This is a genomic window from Cysteiniphilum marinum (assembly GCF_014857925.1).
In the GTDB taxonomy this organism is placed as follows: domain Bacteria; phylum Pseudomonadota; class Gammaproteobacteria; order Francisellales; family Francisellaceae; genus Caedibacter; species Caedibacter marinus.
In genome coordinates this window covers 165,425-181,206 of record NZ_JACYVZ010000001.1, presented here as the reverse complement: position 1 = coordinate 181,206, position 15,782 = coordinate 165,425, and the positions used below count along the sequence as shown (strand labels likewise).

Annotated in this window: 13 protein-coding genes; 3 read left to right on the top strand and 10 right to left on the bottom strand. The window is 40.1% G+C overall.

Features of this window, described 5'->3' with window-relative positions; genetic code table 11:
• Positions 1-46: 46 nt before the first annotated feature.
• The 6 genes from phhA to IE867_RS00760 form a co-directional block, all read right to left on the bottom strand.
• Entirely contained in the window at positions 47-871 is an 825-nt protein-coding gene (gene phhA, locus IE867_RS00785; RefSeq protein ID WP_192482869.1) for a phenylalanine 4-monooxygenase, read from the bottom strand.
• Positions 843-2,192: a fumarylacetoacetase gene (gene fahA, locus IE867_RS00780; RefSeq protein WP_192482868.1), complete on the bottom strand. Its 1,350-nt coding sequence runs from the start codon at positions 2,190-2,192 to the stop codon at positions 843-845. The genes phhA and fahA overlap by 29 nt, the downstream gene beginning before the upstream one ends.
• Positions 2,192-3,475, bottom strand: a complete 1,284-nt coding sequence (gene hmgA, locus IE867_RS00775; protein WP_225629902.1) for a homogentisate 1,2-dioxygenase — start codon at positions 3,473-3,475, stop codon at positions 2,192-2,194. The genes fahA and hmgA overlap by 1 nt, the downstream gene beginning before the upstream one ends.
• A gap of 1 nt (position 3,476) precedes the next feature.
• The gene (maiA, locus tag IE867_RS00770; RefSeq protein WP_192482866.1) at positions 3,477-4,121 is read right to left on the bottom strand and encodes a maleylacetoacetate isomerase; all 645 of its coding nucleotides are present in this window, start codon (positions 4,119-4,121) and stop codon (positions 3,477-3,479) included.
• A 13-nt stretch (positions 4,122-4,134) separates the two neighbouring features.
• The gene (gene hppD / locus IE867_RS00765; protein WP_192482865.1) at positions 4,135-5,217 is read right to left on the bottom strand and encodes a 4-hydroxyphenylpyruvate dioxygenase; all 1,083 of its coding nucleotides are present in this window, start codon (positions 5,215-5,217) and stop codon (positions 4,135-4,137) included.
• Positions 5,218-5,636: 419 nt separating this feature from the next.
• Positions 5,637-7,364 carry a DEAD/DEAH box helicase gene (locus IE867_RS00760; protein ID WP_192482864.1) on the bottom strand — a complete coding sequence of 576 codons (1,728 nt, stop codon included), beginning with the start codon at positions 7,362-7,364 and terminating at the stop codon, positions 5,637-5,639.
• Positions 7,365-7,644: 280 nt separating this feature from the next.
• On the opposite strand from IE867_RS00760, the gene IE867_RS00755 reads away from it, so the two are divergent.
• From IE867_RS00755 to IE867_RS00745, 3 genes are all read left to right on the top strand, one after another.
• Positions 7,645-8,169 (top strand): chorismate--pyruvate lyase family protein, encoded by a 525-nt coding sequence (locus IE867_RS00755; RefSeq protein ID WP_192482863.1) that lies wholly within the window; start codon positions 7,645-7,647, stop codon positions 8,167-8,169.
• Between the two features lie 228 nt (positions 8,170-8,397).
• Positions 8,398-9,231 (top strand): 4-hydroxybenzoate octaprenyltransferase, encoded by an 834-nt coding sequence (gene ubiA, locus IE867_RS00750; protein WP_192482862.1) that lies wholly within the window; start codon positions 8,398-8,400, stop codon positions 9,229-9,231.
• Positions 9,232-9,269: 38 nt separating this feature from the next.
• Positions 9,270-10,523, top strand: a complete 1,254-nt coding sequence (locus IE867_RS00745) for a linear amide C-N hydrolase (RefSeq protein WP_192482861.1) — start codon at positions 9,270-9,272, stop codon at positions 10,521-10,523.
• Here the strand turns inward: IE867_RS00745 and IE867_RS00740 are convergent.
• The 4 genes from IE867_RS00740 to tal all read right to left on the bottom strand — a co-directional run bounded on the left by IE867_RS00740 (position 10,520) and on the right by tal (position 15,586).
• Positions 10,520-12,556 (bottom strand): NADPH-dependent 2,4-dienoyl-CoA reductase, encoded by a 2,037-nt coding sequence (locus IE867_RS00740; protein WP_192482860.1) that lies wholly within the window; start codon positions 12,554-12,556, stop codon positions 10,520-10,522. The genes IE867_RS00745 and IE867_RS00740 overlap by 4 nt on opposite strands.
• A gap of 300 nt (positions 12,557-12,856) precedes the next feature.
• Positions 12,857-13,399, bottom strand: a complete 543-nt coding sequence (locus IE867_RS00735) for a transposase (protein ID WP_192482859.1) — start codon at positions 13,397-13,399, stop codon at positions 12,857-12,859.
• Between the two features lie 23 nt (positions 13,400-13,422).
• Positions 13,423-14,625 carry a flavodoxin-dependent (E)-4-hydroxy-3-methylbut-2-enyl-diphosphate synthase gene (ispG, locus tag IE867_RS00730; protein WP_192482858.1) on the bottom strand — a complete coding sequence of 401 codons (1,203 nt, stop codon included), beginning with the start codon at positions 14,623-14,625 and terminating at the stop codon, positions 13,423-13,425.
• 7 nt (positions 14,626-14,632) lie between these two features.
• Entirely contained in the window at positions 14,633-15,586 is a 954-nt protein-coding gene (gene tal / locus IE867_RS00725; protein WP_192482857.1) for a transaldolase, read from the bottom strand.
• Positions 15,587-15,782: the final 196 nt, after the last annotated feature.

Genomic DNA, 15,782 nt, shown 5'->3' with positions numbered 1-15,782 from the left:
GCATACGCCCTCACATCAACTACCTAGCGCCTTTTACGCACTGGAGTTATTCAATCAACTCAAGCCCTTCATTTTCCAAAGGCTTTTCCTTTTTGGGAAACAACGCTCTAAACTCAGGCAAGCCCTGCGATTTTTTAATCAAATCAATAAAGTCGTCTTTTAATACGTTATAAATACTTTCATAAGAATGGACGATATAATAAACCGGTTGATAAATATCAATGCGATATGGCGTTCTTAATATATTTAAAGCATCAAACCGCTCATAACGCACCTTGGGGTCTTCCAACGCATAAACCGTCTCACCCATTGATGATAAAATCCCACCGCCATAACAACGCAATCCCTGAGGGGTATTAATTAAGCCAAACTCAACAGTAAACCAATAAAAGCGCGCTAACAATCTTTGAACATCCGGTGTTTGCCCAACGCCTAGCTCTCCGTAACGCTGCATAAAATCAGCATAAACCGGATGAGACAACATTGGGCAATGACCAAATAGCTCATGAAATATATCCGGCTCCTGTAAATATTTAAGCTCTTCTGGCGCGCGAATAAAGGTTGCACAAGGAAATTTACGCTCAGATAATAATTTAAAAAAGCGATCAAAACCAATCAATGCGGGTACTGGCTCCACCGTCCAACCTGTAACTTTCTGCAGTTTTTCATTAACATCAGGGATCTGTGGAATACGATTAACTGGAAAATCAAGAAATTCCAAGCCCTTTAAATACTCATCACAAGCACGCCCTTGAATAATCTTAAGTTGCGCTTCCATGAGTGTTTGCCAAGTATTGTTCTCTATTTCATCATAGATAACAAACCCACGATAATCTGGCTTTTTAGAAACATACTTGCTGTTTGTTTTCATGCTCATTCTCCCTTTGAGCGTTGTTGTTTGTAAGTGTAGCTGAAAATGGCACAATTTCGCCAGTCAGCTCGCCAAAACCAACTTTATACCCTTGTCCTTGGCAAAATCCCACTATACGTGCAGCATCACCATCTTGTAAAAACACGCGCTTATCACCATTTTTCAAGACAACTGGGTGCTTACCACCTTCGGTAATTTCTAAGAAACAGCCCAAGCTATCTTTTGTTTTGCCACTTATGGTTCCGGATGCCAAGATATCTCCTGTCATCATCGGGCAGCCGTTAACACTATGATGTGCTAGCTGCTGCATCATATCCCAATACATGTGTTTATAATTGGTGGTTGAGATGACTTCATAATCTAACTCTTTAGCGGGTTTAATCGATAATTGCAGCTCAACATCCACCGCCCAATCTTCTTTACGTTTAAGATAATTTAAGACGTCAGTTTCTTGTTTTGGTGATGACACTCGAAATGGCTCTAGCGCATCTAAGGTCACAACCCAAGGTGAGATAGAGGTGGTAAAGTTTTTTGATAAAAAAGGCCCCAATGGCTGATATTCCCATTTTTGAATATCACGCGCACTCCAGTCATTGACCAATACCATACCGATCACATGCTCAGGTGCTTGATCAATTGTAACCGGTTGTCCATGTTGCGAAGGCATACCAATAATCGCGCCCATTTCCACCTCAACATCTAAGGCTTTAGATGGACTAAAGATCGGTGCTTCATCAGGATTTGGTTTAATTTGACCATTTGGGCGCACAACTTTAGTGCCACTGACAACAACGCTTCCTGCTCGTCCATCATAAGCAACGGGGAGGTGCAACCAGTTGGGTAATAACGGATTATCTTTATCACGAAACATCTTACCGACATTCTCAGCATGCTCACGTGAGGAATAAAAATCAGTAAAGCCTTTAACCTCAATCGGTAAGTAAACTGTGCAATCGCTTTGCTTTATTAGCACTTTATCTTTTAATGATTTGTTATCACGTAAAGTTGCTGTCTCACTATTAAGTAAATCGCTAATGATTTGTCTTAATTCACGCACCTTTTCACGCCCATGTTGAAATAGATCATTTAAAGCGTTCATTTGCGCCAAGTCCACATTAAATTCATGTAATAAGCCCTCGCTAAATGCTGCTTTAACATCCAAAATATATTGGCCAATCGCAACGCCAATACGCTTTTTAGTTTTATCTTCGCTAGCTTTAGTGAAAATGCCAAAAGGTAAATTTTGAATGGGGAAATGACAGTCTTTATCGATTGCAATAAATGATTTTAAGTTAGGGTTATTTGCTTTAATTGTTAACATTATTCGATGACCTCTTGTGTAAATTGTGCTTTTAATGATGACCAACAACTCAGATAATTCTGCTGACGCAGCTCACTCATTAGCGCAAACTCGGTTAATTGCCATGGTAGCCGTGATTCAAACATAAATGCCATGGTGTTTTGATAGCGTACAGGATTAAGCGTCATCTCTGATGCATGAGTAAATGTATCATAATCTGGACCATGTGCTGACATCGGATTATGTACACTGATACCTCCTGGCTGAAATCCCTTACCTTTAGCATCATAGACGCCGGTTAATAGTCCCATGCATTCGCTCATGATATTGCGATGATAGTAAGGTGGTCTAAAGGTGTCCTCGCCAACTACCCAGCGCGGTGGGAAAATGACAAAATCAACATTTGCCGTACCTGTATTTAATGATGGCGCAGTAAGTACCGTAAAGATACTTGGATCGGCATGATCTTTGAGCACGGTATTCACAGGACAAAATAAATCAAGATCATATTTATACGGATATAAATTGCCATGCCATGCAACCACATCTAAAGGTGAGTGGTTAATCTGACCTTGCCACAGGCGCCCTTGATATTGGCAATATAATAAAGCGCTTTGTATCTTATCCTCAAATGAGGCAACAGGTGCTAAGAAATGACGCTCTTCTGCTAAGCCATTCGCACCAATGGGCCCTCGCTCTGGTAAATAAAACGTACTTGAATTAGATTCACAAATATAACCACGTGCATGCTCATCAAGTAACTCAACCACATAGCGTACACCGCGTGGAATAACGACCACTTCATGTGGTCTTGCTTCAATCACTCCATATTCTGTTCTAAAACGCAAACGCCCTTGTTGTAATACATACAGCCAATCACCATCCGCACTGTAAAAATAACGATTCTCCATCGATTGATTGATCGCATATAGATGCACTGCTGCTGACTCATTATACATCATGGTCACAAGCCCTTGTATGAGATCTGTCTTCTCATGTGGCGTAGCTAAAGCATGCCAACGCATCTGCTCAGGAGGTGTCAATACATCATCTTGATGGTAGTGATTACGCAATAAGCTCTCTTTAATCAATGTGAATTTCGGACTATGTAACACCGATGGGCGAATGCGATATTGCCATGCTTTAAAATTTTGCGCGCGTGGCGCAGTAAAAGCGCTGTTATTGACTTGCTCCGCATATAAACCGAAAGGGGCTACTTGCGGTGAGTTACGATCTTGAGGCAATGCGCCTTTTAATGCCTCACTTGCAAAATAACTATGAAATCCTAGCTGATAATCCACCATTTTATTCATGCTCCTTTAGCATAACTTGCTCGGGTGATGCATCAAAAAATGCCGGATGTTTCATTGCATGCTCATAAATTTTCTGAATCGTTGGAAAGCTGCTGATATCGACATTAAAGCGCTTAGCATTAAACACTTGTGGAATTAGGCAGATATCTGCCAAGCTAATCTCATCACCAAAACAATACATACCTGCCGTTTGCTGTAAGGTTTGCTCTAAGGCTGAAAAGCCTAATTGCACCCAATGTGCGTACCATTTATTAATATGCGTCTCATTTGCAGCAAACTCAGATTTCAAAAAATTAAGTGTGCCTGAGTTGTTCAAAGGGTGAATATCACAAGCTATCGTCAAAGCAAAGGCTTTAACCTTAGCCTTTAATACGGGATCAATTGGGTAGATTGAATGTTTAGGATACTTATCTTCTAAGTAATCAATCATTGCCAAAGATTGCGTGATAATAACATTACCATCTTGTAACGCAGGCACGCGTGATTGCGGATTAATCATTTTATAGGCACTTGAGAATTGCTCGCCACCATGATTAATTAAATGAATCTCTTTTGATTCATAACTTATTTTTTTAAGTTGCAAGGCAATGCGTACGCGAAAGCTTGCGGATGAACGAAAATAATCATATAAAATCATCTTATGTCCTTAATTATTTATGCTCTTGCGTACTTAACACACCACGCTCGATTTGATCAAGCTCAATTGAGTCAAACAGGGCTTGGAAGTTGCCCTCACCAAAGCCATCATCACCTTTGCGTTGAATGATTTCAAAAAATACCGGACCAATCACAGTATTGGTGAAAATCTGCAATAAATAGCCGCCTTCTTTAGTTGGCGCACCATCGATTAAAATACGATTTTTGTGCATGCGCTCAACGGACTCAGGGTGATATGGTAGACGCTCATGCGTCTTGGTATAATAGCTATCAGGTGTATGCATAAACTCAACACCTGAATCTTTGAGCTTTTCGACCGTTGCAAAGATATCCTGACTTTCCAAGGCAATGTGCTGGATTCCTTCGCCATTAAACTCACGCAAAAACTCTTCAATTTGCGAATGATCATCGGCAGATTCATTAATTGGAATCTTGATTTTTAAGCATGGACTTGTCATCGCCCGACTCAATAATCCTGTGAGTTTACCCTCGATATCAAAGTAACGAATTTGGCGAAAGTTAAATAGATCAATATAGTAATTTGCCCATTTATCCATATTGCCACGAAAAACATTATGCGTCAGATGATCTATATATAACAAACCACACTCATTGTTTTGCATCTGAGCTTTCGCATCAGGAATCATTTCAAATAATCCACTGTCGATAATTGATGAATAATCTGTTAAATAAAGCTTTGTGTCAGCAATGCCATGGATGACTTCAATACTTTGGCCATGCCAGTCATCCGTATTATGCGTTTTCAATTTAGCACCCTTTTTAATGCAGTGTGCTAAGGCATGCTCAACATTTTCAACCACAAAACCCATACCACATGCGCCTGATTGATGCGCCTCTTTAAATGCTTTAGCAAAACCTTGTGATTCATTATTCAACAAAAAGAAAATATCATTTTGTTGCCATAATTCAATGGTTTTAGTTTTATGCTGCCCAACTAAGGTAAAACCCAAAAGGCTAAACAAATTACGCATTTTCTGCGGTGTTGTGCTGACAAATTCCAAGAAACTAAATCCGCGTGTTCCTGCTGGATTTGTCGTCATATCCATTTTATCCATTCCAATCTCCTTGTTGCTGTAACACCCATCATCAAATGATTGAAGGTGGGCATAGACATAATGAAAAATCGATACAAAACGGAATGCTACAGATAATAACCTACTAAATTATGTTAAGTATATACAGGAAGCACCCCGTTTAAGTGGCGTTAACATAGCATAGCTTGGCTGGGTTTGCATCCAGATCACAACGGAAAAGGTGAAAATATATTGAAATTATTTTAAAGAGGAAATTATTCTACAATCTAAAGAGTTACTTTGCGTACTCTGGCTTCGACTTACGCCGAGCCAACGCCAACTATAAACGTACCCTGAGCAGAGTCGAAGGGTGAGTTTAAGATCAATTGCACTGTGGCTTCGACTAATGCTTAACCAACACTCCCGTAGGGGCGTATGGCATACGCCCTATGTCTTAATAATTATCTTTTATCTTCTTTAATTTCAAGCTTCTTACCCGCTACCCACACTTTCTTTAAATGCTCGATAACATTCTTTGGTGTATCACTCGGTAAATCCACTGTGCTGAACTGATCAAATAATTTGATATGCCCGATATTACGACTATTAATACCCGCTTCATTGGCAATGGCACCGACGATATTGCGCGGCTCAACACCATCACTACGGCCTACCTCGATGCGATAGGTTGTCATATTCATATCTGGCGAGCGACGCGCCCCTCTATCACGACCGCCACGATCATCACGACGACTGCTAAAGCGATCATTTCTATCACTTCTACGACCGTCACGTCCGCCACGCTCTGAGCGATCAAAACGATCAGATCTTCTTGACTCTTGGACCTGAATTTCTTTAACGAAAAGCTTCTTGTCGCCTTGCGCTAAAAAGGCAAGTGCTGCCACCATATCATCGGCTTCAGCACCATACTCAGTCGCAAATTCTTGCATTAATTCTTTAAACTTACTTAAGTCTTTATGACGAATAATCTCAGCTATTTCATGTTTAAAGCGTGCAACACGTTTTTCAGTAATTTCTTTAGCACTTGGTAATTGCATCTCCTCCATTGTATGGCGAATAACACGCTCAAGCATACGTAGTTGACGTAAATCTCTGGTATAAATCAATGAAATTGCATCACCTTCACGTCCAGCGCGCCCCGTGCGCCCAATACGATGTACATACGCTTCATTATCTTGTGGTAAATCATAGTTGATTACGTGACTAATACGTTCAACGTCCAAACCACGTGCTACCACATCTGTTGCTACAAGAATATTAATTTTAGACGCTTTTAACTGGTCAATTATATACTCACGTTGGTTTTGTTGCATATCACCATTAATCGCTGCAGCTAAGTGACCGCGCGCTTTTAAGCCATCTGCTACTTCAATGGTTGAGGTTTTGGTTTTGACAAACACCATTACACCATCGGTATCTTCAACTTCTAATACGCGATCAAGTGCATCTAATTTCGACAAACCTTTTACGACCAAAAAGCGTTGTTTAATTGTTTTAGCAGTTGCTGCTTTTGTTTTGATCTGTACTTTACACGGCTCACGCAAATATTCATTGACGATATTTAATACATCACGTGGCATGGTTGCTGAGAATAGCAAACGCTGACATGCTTCAGGCGTGTGCGATAGCACCCATTTGACATCATCAATAAAGCCCATACGTAGCATTTCATCGGCTTCGTCTAATACTAATGCTTTTAATGCATCTAACTTTAATGTGCCTTTACGCATATGATCCATTACACGTCCTGCAGTCCCAACGACAACTTGTACGCCACGACGTAATGCCTGAATTTGACGACCATACTCTTGACCGCCATAAATAGAAGCGACTTCAAGCTTAGCAATATTCTTAGAAAAAGATTCAAACGCTTCAGCAACTTGGATCGCAAGTTCACGTGTTGGTGTTAAGACCAATACTTGTGGCATACGTTCTTTGCCAGATAAATCCATGTTATTTAAAAGTGGTAGTGCAAATGCTGCGGTTTTCCCCGTTCCAGTTTGCGCTTGCCCTAATACGTCACGGCCTTGCAATACAAAAGGAATAGTATTTGCTTGAATTGGAGTTGGTGTTTGGTAACCCATTGCTTCAATGGCTGACATTATTTTTTCATTTAAGCCCAAATTATGAAAGCTTAATTCTTGAGATTCATTGTTCTCGGTACTCATAGTGATTTAAAACCCAAAAGTTATGATACCCATCACTGCCCCTTCTGCGTTTTAAACGACTACAAACGATACGCGACGAGTATGTTGTTGATAAATTCAAGGCGACATTGTACCTGAATAAACAAAAAGGTACAGAACTATTTAAAGTTAATTTGTTCAAAATAACATCAGATCTTTAAAGAAGCTTACGTAACTCAAAAATGTATGCCACAACTATTGGTTACACTCAATATTCTATGATACCCTTAGCCAAATTTTTTTGGCAACTTAATTTTGCTCTATGACAAGTCACTGGAATACGAAAGAAACAATTACATTACCTGCCGAGCTTGAGCACTGGCTATTTGATGTCAAACGCTTAGGTGTCACTTTGGCACAGTCCATACCTAACATCGACTTAAAGTGCATTGATGAATACCATGCGCCCATGGATGATGATGAAGCTGAGCTTTTGAACTTAAATGAGCGCGCAAGTCGTATTCGTCTGATTAAACACCATCATCAGAATAACACTTATGTGTTTGGACGGACAATTATCCCTCAAAGCACGTATAAACGTTATCAAGATTGTTTTGACTCATTAGGTAATAATTCCATCGGCGAGCACTTTTTATTTAAAAACACACATATCACACGCAGTGAGTTCTATGTCAAACTTTGTCCATTTGATCTTTTAAAGCATAAACTTAACTTAAATGACAACTTTTCTACCAGCTCACTATGGGTGCGTGCATCTATTTTCACACTGGATGCTGAGCATCAGTTGTTAATTGAAGAATTTTTTGTGCATATGCCCCCTATTTAAACTTAAGCAATACCCATCGTAAATCATTTTGCGGTGTTTACTTGTAAAGTAGTTTGTGAAGGTTTTGGCAAGTCGGATTGCAGGTAATAGCTAGGACTATTATCAAAATTCAACTTGCCAAAAGCACGCAAAATACAAAGCAAAAAATTCTGTAAAATGGTTTATGATGGGTATAAAACAAGTATACTTAGCCCCTTACTATAAATAATACTAACACCACCATATTATATGAAAGCTTATTTTTACTTGATGCGCCTGCATCGCCCAATTCCTATCTTAATCATTCTTTACCCCACTTTATGGGGACTTTTTGCGGCCACTCCTGCACTACCTAGCTTCAAGATTTTTATTATCTTTGTCCTTGGTGTGATTATTATGCGTACCGCTGGATGTATTTTTAACGACATTGCTGATCGCGATTTTGACGGGCAAGTCAAGCGCACTGCCACGCGCCCCATAGCAACAGGAGAGATCTCTGTTAAACAAGCTGCTTTCGTTGGTGTGTTATTACTTGTTATCGCTTTTATTCTGGTATTACAGCTTAATCTTATGACTATTTTACTGTCACTTATTGCTGTCATATTAGCGCTTAGCTATCCGCTTTTTAAACGCTTCTTTGCCGTCCCACAACTGGCCTTAGGCTTCGCCTTTAATTTTGGCATTATCATGGCTTATGCAGCCCAGATTAATCACATTCCTTTATCTGCTTGGGTGTTATATCTTGCCACTATTTTTTGGACAATTTCTTATGACACGATGTATGCGTTAGCTGATAAAGACTATGACTTAACACTTAACTTACACTCCTCTGCGATTACCTTTGGCAAACATAATCTGTTGATCATGAGCATTTTCCAGATACTAACCATTATTTGTCTCGCAACCTTTGGCATGTTACAACATTATAATACTATCTTTTTCTTATCGTTAGTCATCATTGCCGTGTTATTTTTTTATCAGCATAAGACGTGGCAAAAAGGCGGCATTGCCCAGTGTATTAAGGCATTTTCAGATAATCACTGGGTTGGTCTTGTTATTCTATTGGCAATTTTGATGCAATAGCTATACTTTATACACTCAATGCACAAAAAGGATTTTACATGCGCTATTTAAGCATTCTACTTTTAGGGTATATTCAGTTTGGTTTTAGCTGTACTGATATTTTTATCAACAAATCCCCATTTCATATCACAGCACGCACACTTGATTTTCCATTAAAGCTATATACTCAAAGCTTTGAAACTTATAGTTGGTATCAAAAGATATTTCAAACGGATATTAATATCACCCACATCACTTCTCGTGCTTTTAGCTTTTACACAGGATATCTTGATGTTGAGAATACAACTAATCTCATTGCCAATCGCGATAAAGTCCCTAAAGATAAACTTGCTCATTGGCAAAACAAATATGGTTTTTTCGGACGCTTAGGTTTTATTGGTTATACCTTAACCGACGGCATAAATACACAAGGTCTAAGTATTGCAGCGCTTTATTTACCAGACAGCGTTTATCCCAAATACAACGCTCATGATCCGCGTCCTGCACTTGGCATTTATGATTTATCCAATTTTATCTTAGGCATGGCCAACACAACCGCTAATGCATTAAAGCTTATTATGCAATATCAATTAGTGGAATCAGCAATGTATGCTACCAGTGGCTTGTACATCAAAGATATCCCCTTACACATTGTCATTCGTGATAAAACAGGACATAGTGCAGTCATTGAGTTTATCGATGGCAAAACCATTATTTATAACCATGCCACGAATGTACTCACCAATGCACCTGATTATGAATGGCAGATTAAAAACCTGACACACTATAAAACCTTAAATGATAAAGATGCGAAAGCAAGTCTGCCATTTGCTCCTTTTATCCCGAACTATAAAACGGTCATTAAATATGCACAACCTGAAGACGCTGGCCTTCTTGGTATGCCTGGAGATTATACATCCGTCTCACGCTTTGTACGCGCTAGCATTTTGACACGTGAATCACCAACACCACAAAACACCGAGCAAGCGCTATATCAAGCCAAAACAATTCTCTCGAGTGTCACCGTGCCCTATTATGAGGCAACGGCAACCTTATGGCAGTCTATTAAAGATCTGGATAATAAACGTATCTATTATCGTGATTTACTGTATTACGATCGTGATCGCATTAAACAAAATACCTTAAACAACGGCTTTGTTGAATATGATCTAACGAAGATGGATTTTATTGCACATACACCAGAGCAATTAAATTCAGGACTAAAGATCACCCCAGAGGATCAAATTTCGGGGGTATTATCCATTAATGATATTCCTGGGTTAAATGATGCCAAAAATTTAGGGTTTAACTAAAGCATTAATGCCAACTCAGTTGCTTCTTTAATCGCGCGCTTAGCATCAACCTCTGCAGCCACATGCGCACCACCAATAATATGTACGTTTTTAACACTTTGGTCTATTAAGTCATTGTATAACGATCTATCGGATTCTTGTCCGGCACAAATCACCACTTGATCAACATCAAGTAGCTTCTTCTCACCTTTAAGTGTGATATGCAACCCAGCATCATCAATTTTGTCATAACTCACACCACTTAACATCTTAACCTTTTGATGCTTCAAGGTAGTGCGGTGAATCCAACCAGTTGTTTTACCTAGGCGTTTTCCTAGTCTTTCATCTTTGCGTTGCAATAGATAGACTTCTGCTTTTGGCACGGACTCATGTGGCTTGGTCAAACCACCGCGATGCGCCAAAGTAACATCAACCCCCCATTCGTGATAATAATCTTCAGCATTTTCACCGATTTTTTTACCGGCAAACACCAGAAAAACAGAGACATCAAAACCAATGCCACCGGCACCAATAACTGCGACCTTTTTGCCAGCTGCCACTTCACCATTTAACAGTTGCATATAGTTAATAACCATAGCATGATCAATCCCATCAATCTTAGGAATCCGAGGCATAACACCTGACGCAATCACAATCTCATCATAATTGAGCGATTTTAAATCCCCTATATTAACCTTGGTATTAAGCCTAACATTGATCTTGTTCACATTTAACTGATACTCAAAATAACGCAATGCTTCGGAGAACTCTTCTTTACCCGGTGTTTTTGCACTTAATTTAAATTGACCTCCGACCTTATCAGATGATTCATAAAGATCAATCTGATGCCCACGTTTGGCAAGCTCAATTGCCGCCGTGCATCCAGCGGGTCCCGCGCCAATCACAGCAATACGCTTTTTATCCTTTGCAGGCTTTGATTGCATTAGACTTTCATTACAAGCATAAGGATTAACCAAGCAAGAAGCCTGTTTGCCAACAAAGACGTGATCTAAACAGGCTTGATTACACGCGATACAGGTATTAATTGCTTGGGATTGGCTACTTTGTGCTTTTTTGACAAAATCAGGATCAGCTAATAATGGGCGCGCCATCGAAACTAGATCTGCCTTTTGCTTTTGTAAAATATCTTCAGCTATTTCTGGTGTGTTAATACGGTTAACACAAACTACAGGAATATTAATATGCTTACGGATTTCCTCGGTAATTGGCACAAAAGCCGCACGTGGTACTTGCGTGCTAATCGTTGGGATACGCGCTTCATGCCAGCCAATGCCTGAATTAATAATCGTCACACCCGCTTTTTCTAAGGCTTTAGCTAAAGTAACGACCTCATCAAAACTGCTGCCCTTATCAACCAGATCAAGCATAGATAAACGAAACATAATAATAAAATCATCACCGACTTTTTGGCGTGTTGCTTTGATGATCTCAAGCGGTAGACGCATCCGATTTTCAAAGCTGCCACCCCACTTGTCTTGACGTTTATTAGTATGCTCAACAAGAAACTGATTAATTAAATATCCCTCAGATCCCATGATCTCAACGCCATCATAACCTGCCTCTTTGGCAAGTTTAGCCGCACGTGCGAAGTGTTTAATCGTGCGCTTAATGCCACAATTACTTAATGCTCTGGGTTTGAATTTATTCATCGGTGCTTTAAGCTTTGAAGCACTGACACACAAAGGATGATAACCATAGCGCCCAGCATGTAAAATCTGCATCAAAATCTTGCCATCTGCTTTGTGTACCGCCTCAGTCACTAAACGGTGTTTTTTAACTTCCTTTTGATTGGTCAACTTAATAGCAAAGGGGTAAAGCCATCCTGAGATATTAGGTGCCACACCTCCTGTGACAATCAAACCCACACCTCCTTCAGCGCGCTTTTGATAGAAATAAGCCAAACGCTCAAATCCACCTTTTTGCTCCTCAAGACCCGTGTGCATCGACCCCATTACCACTCGATTTTTTAACGTCGTGAAGCCTAAATCCAAAGGTTCTGATAATAATGGGTAAGGATTTTTTTGATCCGTCATAATAATACTCCTCTTTTACTTTTTTCTAATGGGCGTATGCAATACGCCCCTACGGTACATATTTTGGTTCAATGCCTAATCCTATGTTTTTGGGCGTACGCAATACGCCGCTACAATGCATTTGGGTTTAATGCCTAATCATATGTTATGTGGGCGTATGCAATACACCCCTACGATACATATTTTGGTTCAACGCCCTCTCCTATGTTTTTGGTCGTATGCAATACGCCCCTACAGCACATTGGGATTCAATGAGTCTAATGCCCACTTTTGGGGATTGTTCTCAATATACTCATAAACTCAGCTGTAATCATTCTCATCGCGAATAACATGCTCATAATAATTGCGCTGCCAAATCGTTTCACCACGTGTTTGCTTTAATGCATTTATTTGCTTGGTTACAGCAGCTTTAAATCCACGCACAATGGCACCCACTGTCTGCGAAGGTGATTGAAACTTTGCCTGAAACATGTCACTCGTATGGGCGTATTGCACAAGTTCTTCAGGCTCCACATATACATCTGATTTTACATGACCATCATCCGTAGGGGCGTATTGCATACACCCATGAGATTGCGCACTCTCATTGATAACAATAATTCCATGAATATGATTTGGCATGACAACAAATACATCACAATGAATATTATTTCGTAATACGGATGTATTTAACCATTCGTTATACACAATTTCACCCATTTCATTTAACATCATTTTGTCATCAACAATCTCACCAAATAGACATGCTTTATCATGTGTGCAAACAGTTACAAAATACGCACCCTTTTGCGCATAGTCATACCCTTTAAGCCGAACAGTATGTCGATAATGCTTTTCTGACATAGCATTTCCTATTCAGGTTTCAACTATTGCTGGTACTTAGCTTTAACATACTGATCAACAATCACCATAAACTCTTTAGCAATATGCTCGCCTCTTAATGTATGTTTTTTCTGCCCATCGATAAACACTGGTGCAACAGGTGCCTCACCTGTGCCTGGCAGGCTAATACCGATATTGGCATGTTTACTTTCACCTGGACCATTTACCACACAGCCCATTACCGCAACTTTCATGTTTTCAACACCGATATATTGATGTTTCCACAGCGGCATTTGTTCACTGAGATAGTTTTGAATATCATTGGCAAGCTCACGGAAAAAACTACTGGTTGTCCGTCCGCATCCTGGGCATGAGGAAACTGTTGGCGTGAACGCTCTTAAGCCCATCGTTTGCAAGATCTCACGACAAACTTTTACTTCATTGGTGCGTGGCGCACCTGGCTCTGGTGTTAAGGATACACGAATGGTGTCACCTATACCTTGCTGTAATAAATAGCCAAGGCTCACACTACTGGCAACAATGCCTTTAATCCCCATCCCTGCTTCAGTTAATCCTAAATGCAAAGGATACGGGCATTCACGTGCGAGCTTTTGGTAAACTTCAATTAAATCCTGAACATCACTGACCTTACATGATACGATAATTTTGTCAGCCTTAAGTCCCAAACGCTCAGCATATTCTGCACTTGATAGCGCTGACTCAATCAACGCTTTGTGCATAATTTCACGTGAAGATAACGGCACCGTTAGTTGACTATTCTCATCCATCAACTTTGCTAATAGGGCTTGATCTAAGCTTCCCCAATTGACACCAATACGCACCGGTTTATCGTATTCAACCGCCTTTTGTACAATCTCAGCAAATTGTGTGTCTTTCTTGCGGCCAAAGCCAACATTGCCAGGATTAATACGATACTTGTCCAGTGCTTTGGCACATTCTGGAAAGTCTGCTAATAATCTGTGACCATTGTAGTGAAAATCCCCAATCAATGGCACATCACAGTCCTTTTGTAATAAGCGCTTTTTAATCTCAGGAACGGCTTTAGCTGCCTCTTCATCATTAACCGTAATGCGCACAAGCTCGCTACCCGCGCGATGAAGTGCTAAAATTTGTGACACTGTTTTCTCAATATCGGCAGTTGCTGTATCTGTCATCGATTGCACGACAACTGGAGCACCGCCACCAATTGTAATATTCCCTACTTTTACCGCAATAGACTGATGCATAGTATGGTTATAGTCCTAATTTGTGTTCGATTAATTTCTCAAGTTTCACCGTATCAATGGCAAACTTACGAATACCTTCAGCTAATTTCTCCGTTGCCATTGGGCTTTCATTCATTGCCCATCTAAAATCACCTTCTGTTAATTTGCGATCTGGTTGATTGGTTTTTTCAGTCTCAACTAACTGTCTATTTAACGTATTACCATCCTGCTGTAACTGTTGTAATAAGTTTGGCGCAATCGTCAGTGCATCACATCCTGCTAAGGCTTCTACTTGTCCAACATGGCGAAAACTTGCTCCCATTACAATCGTTTGATAACCATAATGCTTGTAATGCTGATAAATTTCTTTAACCGATAACACGCCATTATCTTCACTGACATCAGGGAAGCTTGTCGCACCTTGCTCTTTCATATACCAGTCAGTAATACGTCCAACAAATGGTGAAATCAAAAAGACTTTAGCCTGCGCGCAGGCTATGGCTTGGGCAATACTAAACATCAAGGTTAAGTTACAATTCACACCCTCTTTTTCAAGCACTTCAGCAGCTTTAATTCCTTCCCAAGTTGATGCAATCTTGATAAGCACACGCGATTTATCAACACCGGCTTCTTGGTATTTATGAATTAAGCGACGCGCATAATCAATCGTCGCCTCTGTATCAAATGATAAACGCGCATCAACTTCAGTGGAAACACGTCCGGGAATCACCTTTAAAATCTCAACACCAAAACTTACTGCCATATCAAGCATTGCCTCATCAACGCGTGATTTACCACCTAAGTGTGCACTTTTTGATAACGCTTGATCAATCACATAATTGTATGCAGGCATTTTAGCTGCATTTAATAACAGACTTGGGTTAGTTGTCGCATCAACGGGTTGATATGCTTCAATTTGCGCAAAGTCGCCGGTATCAGCAACCACTTTGGTCATTTGTTTTAACTGTTCTAATTTATTCATCTTAAATTTTCCATTTTTATTTTATCTATTTAACTGTGCCATAGCATATAGCTGATTAGCTTCACGCTCAAGCTTTTCGCTTAGCAATATAGTGGCTAAGAGTAAATATCCCCCCATAAGCACTCACCGTACCCTGAGCGTAAGTCGAAGGGTAGATCACACACTTCATAGAGGCTTCGACTTACGCTCAGCCAGC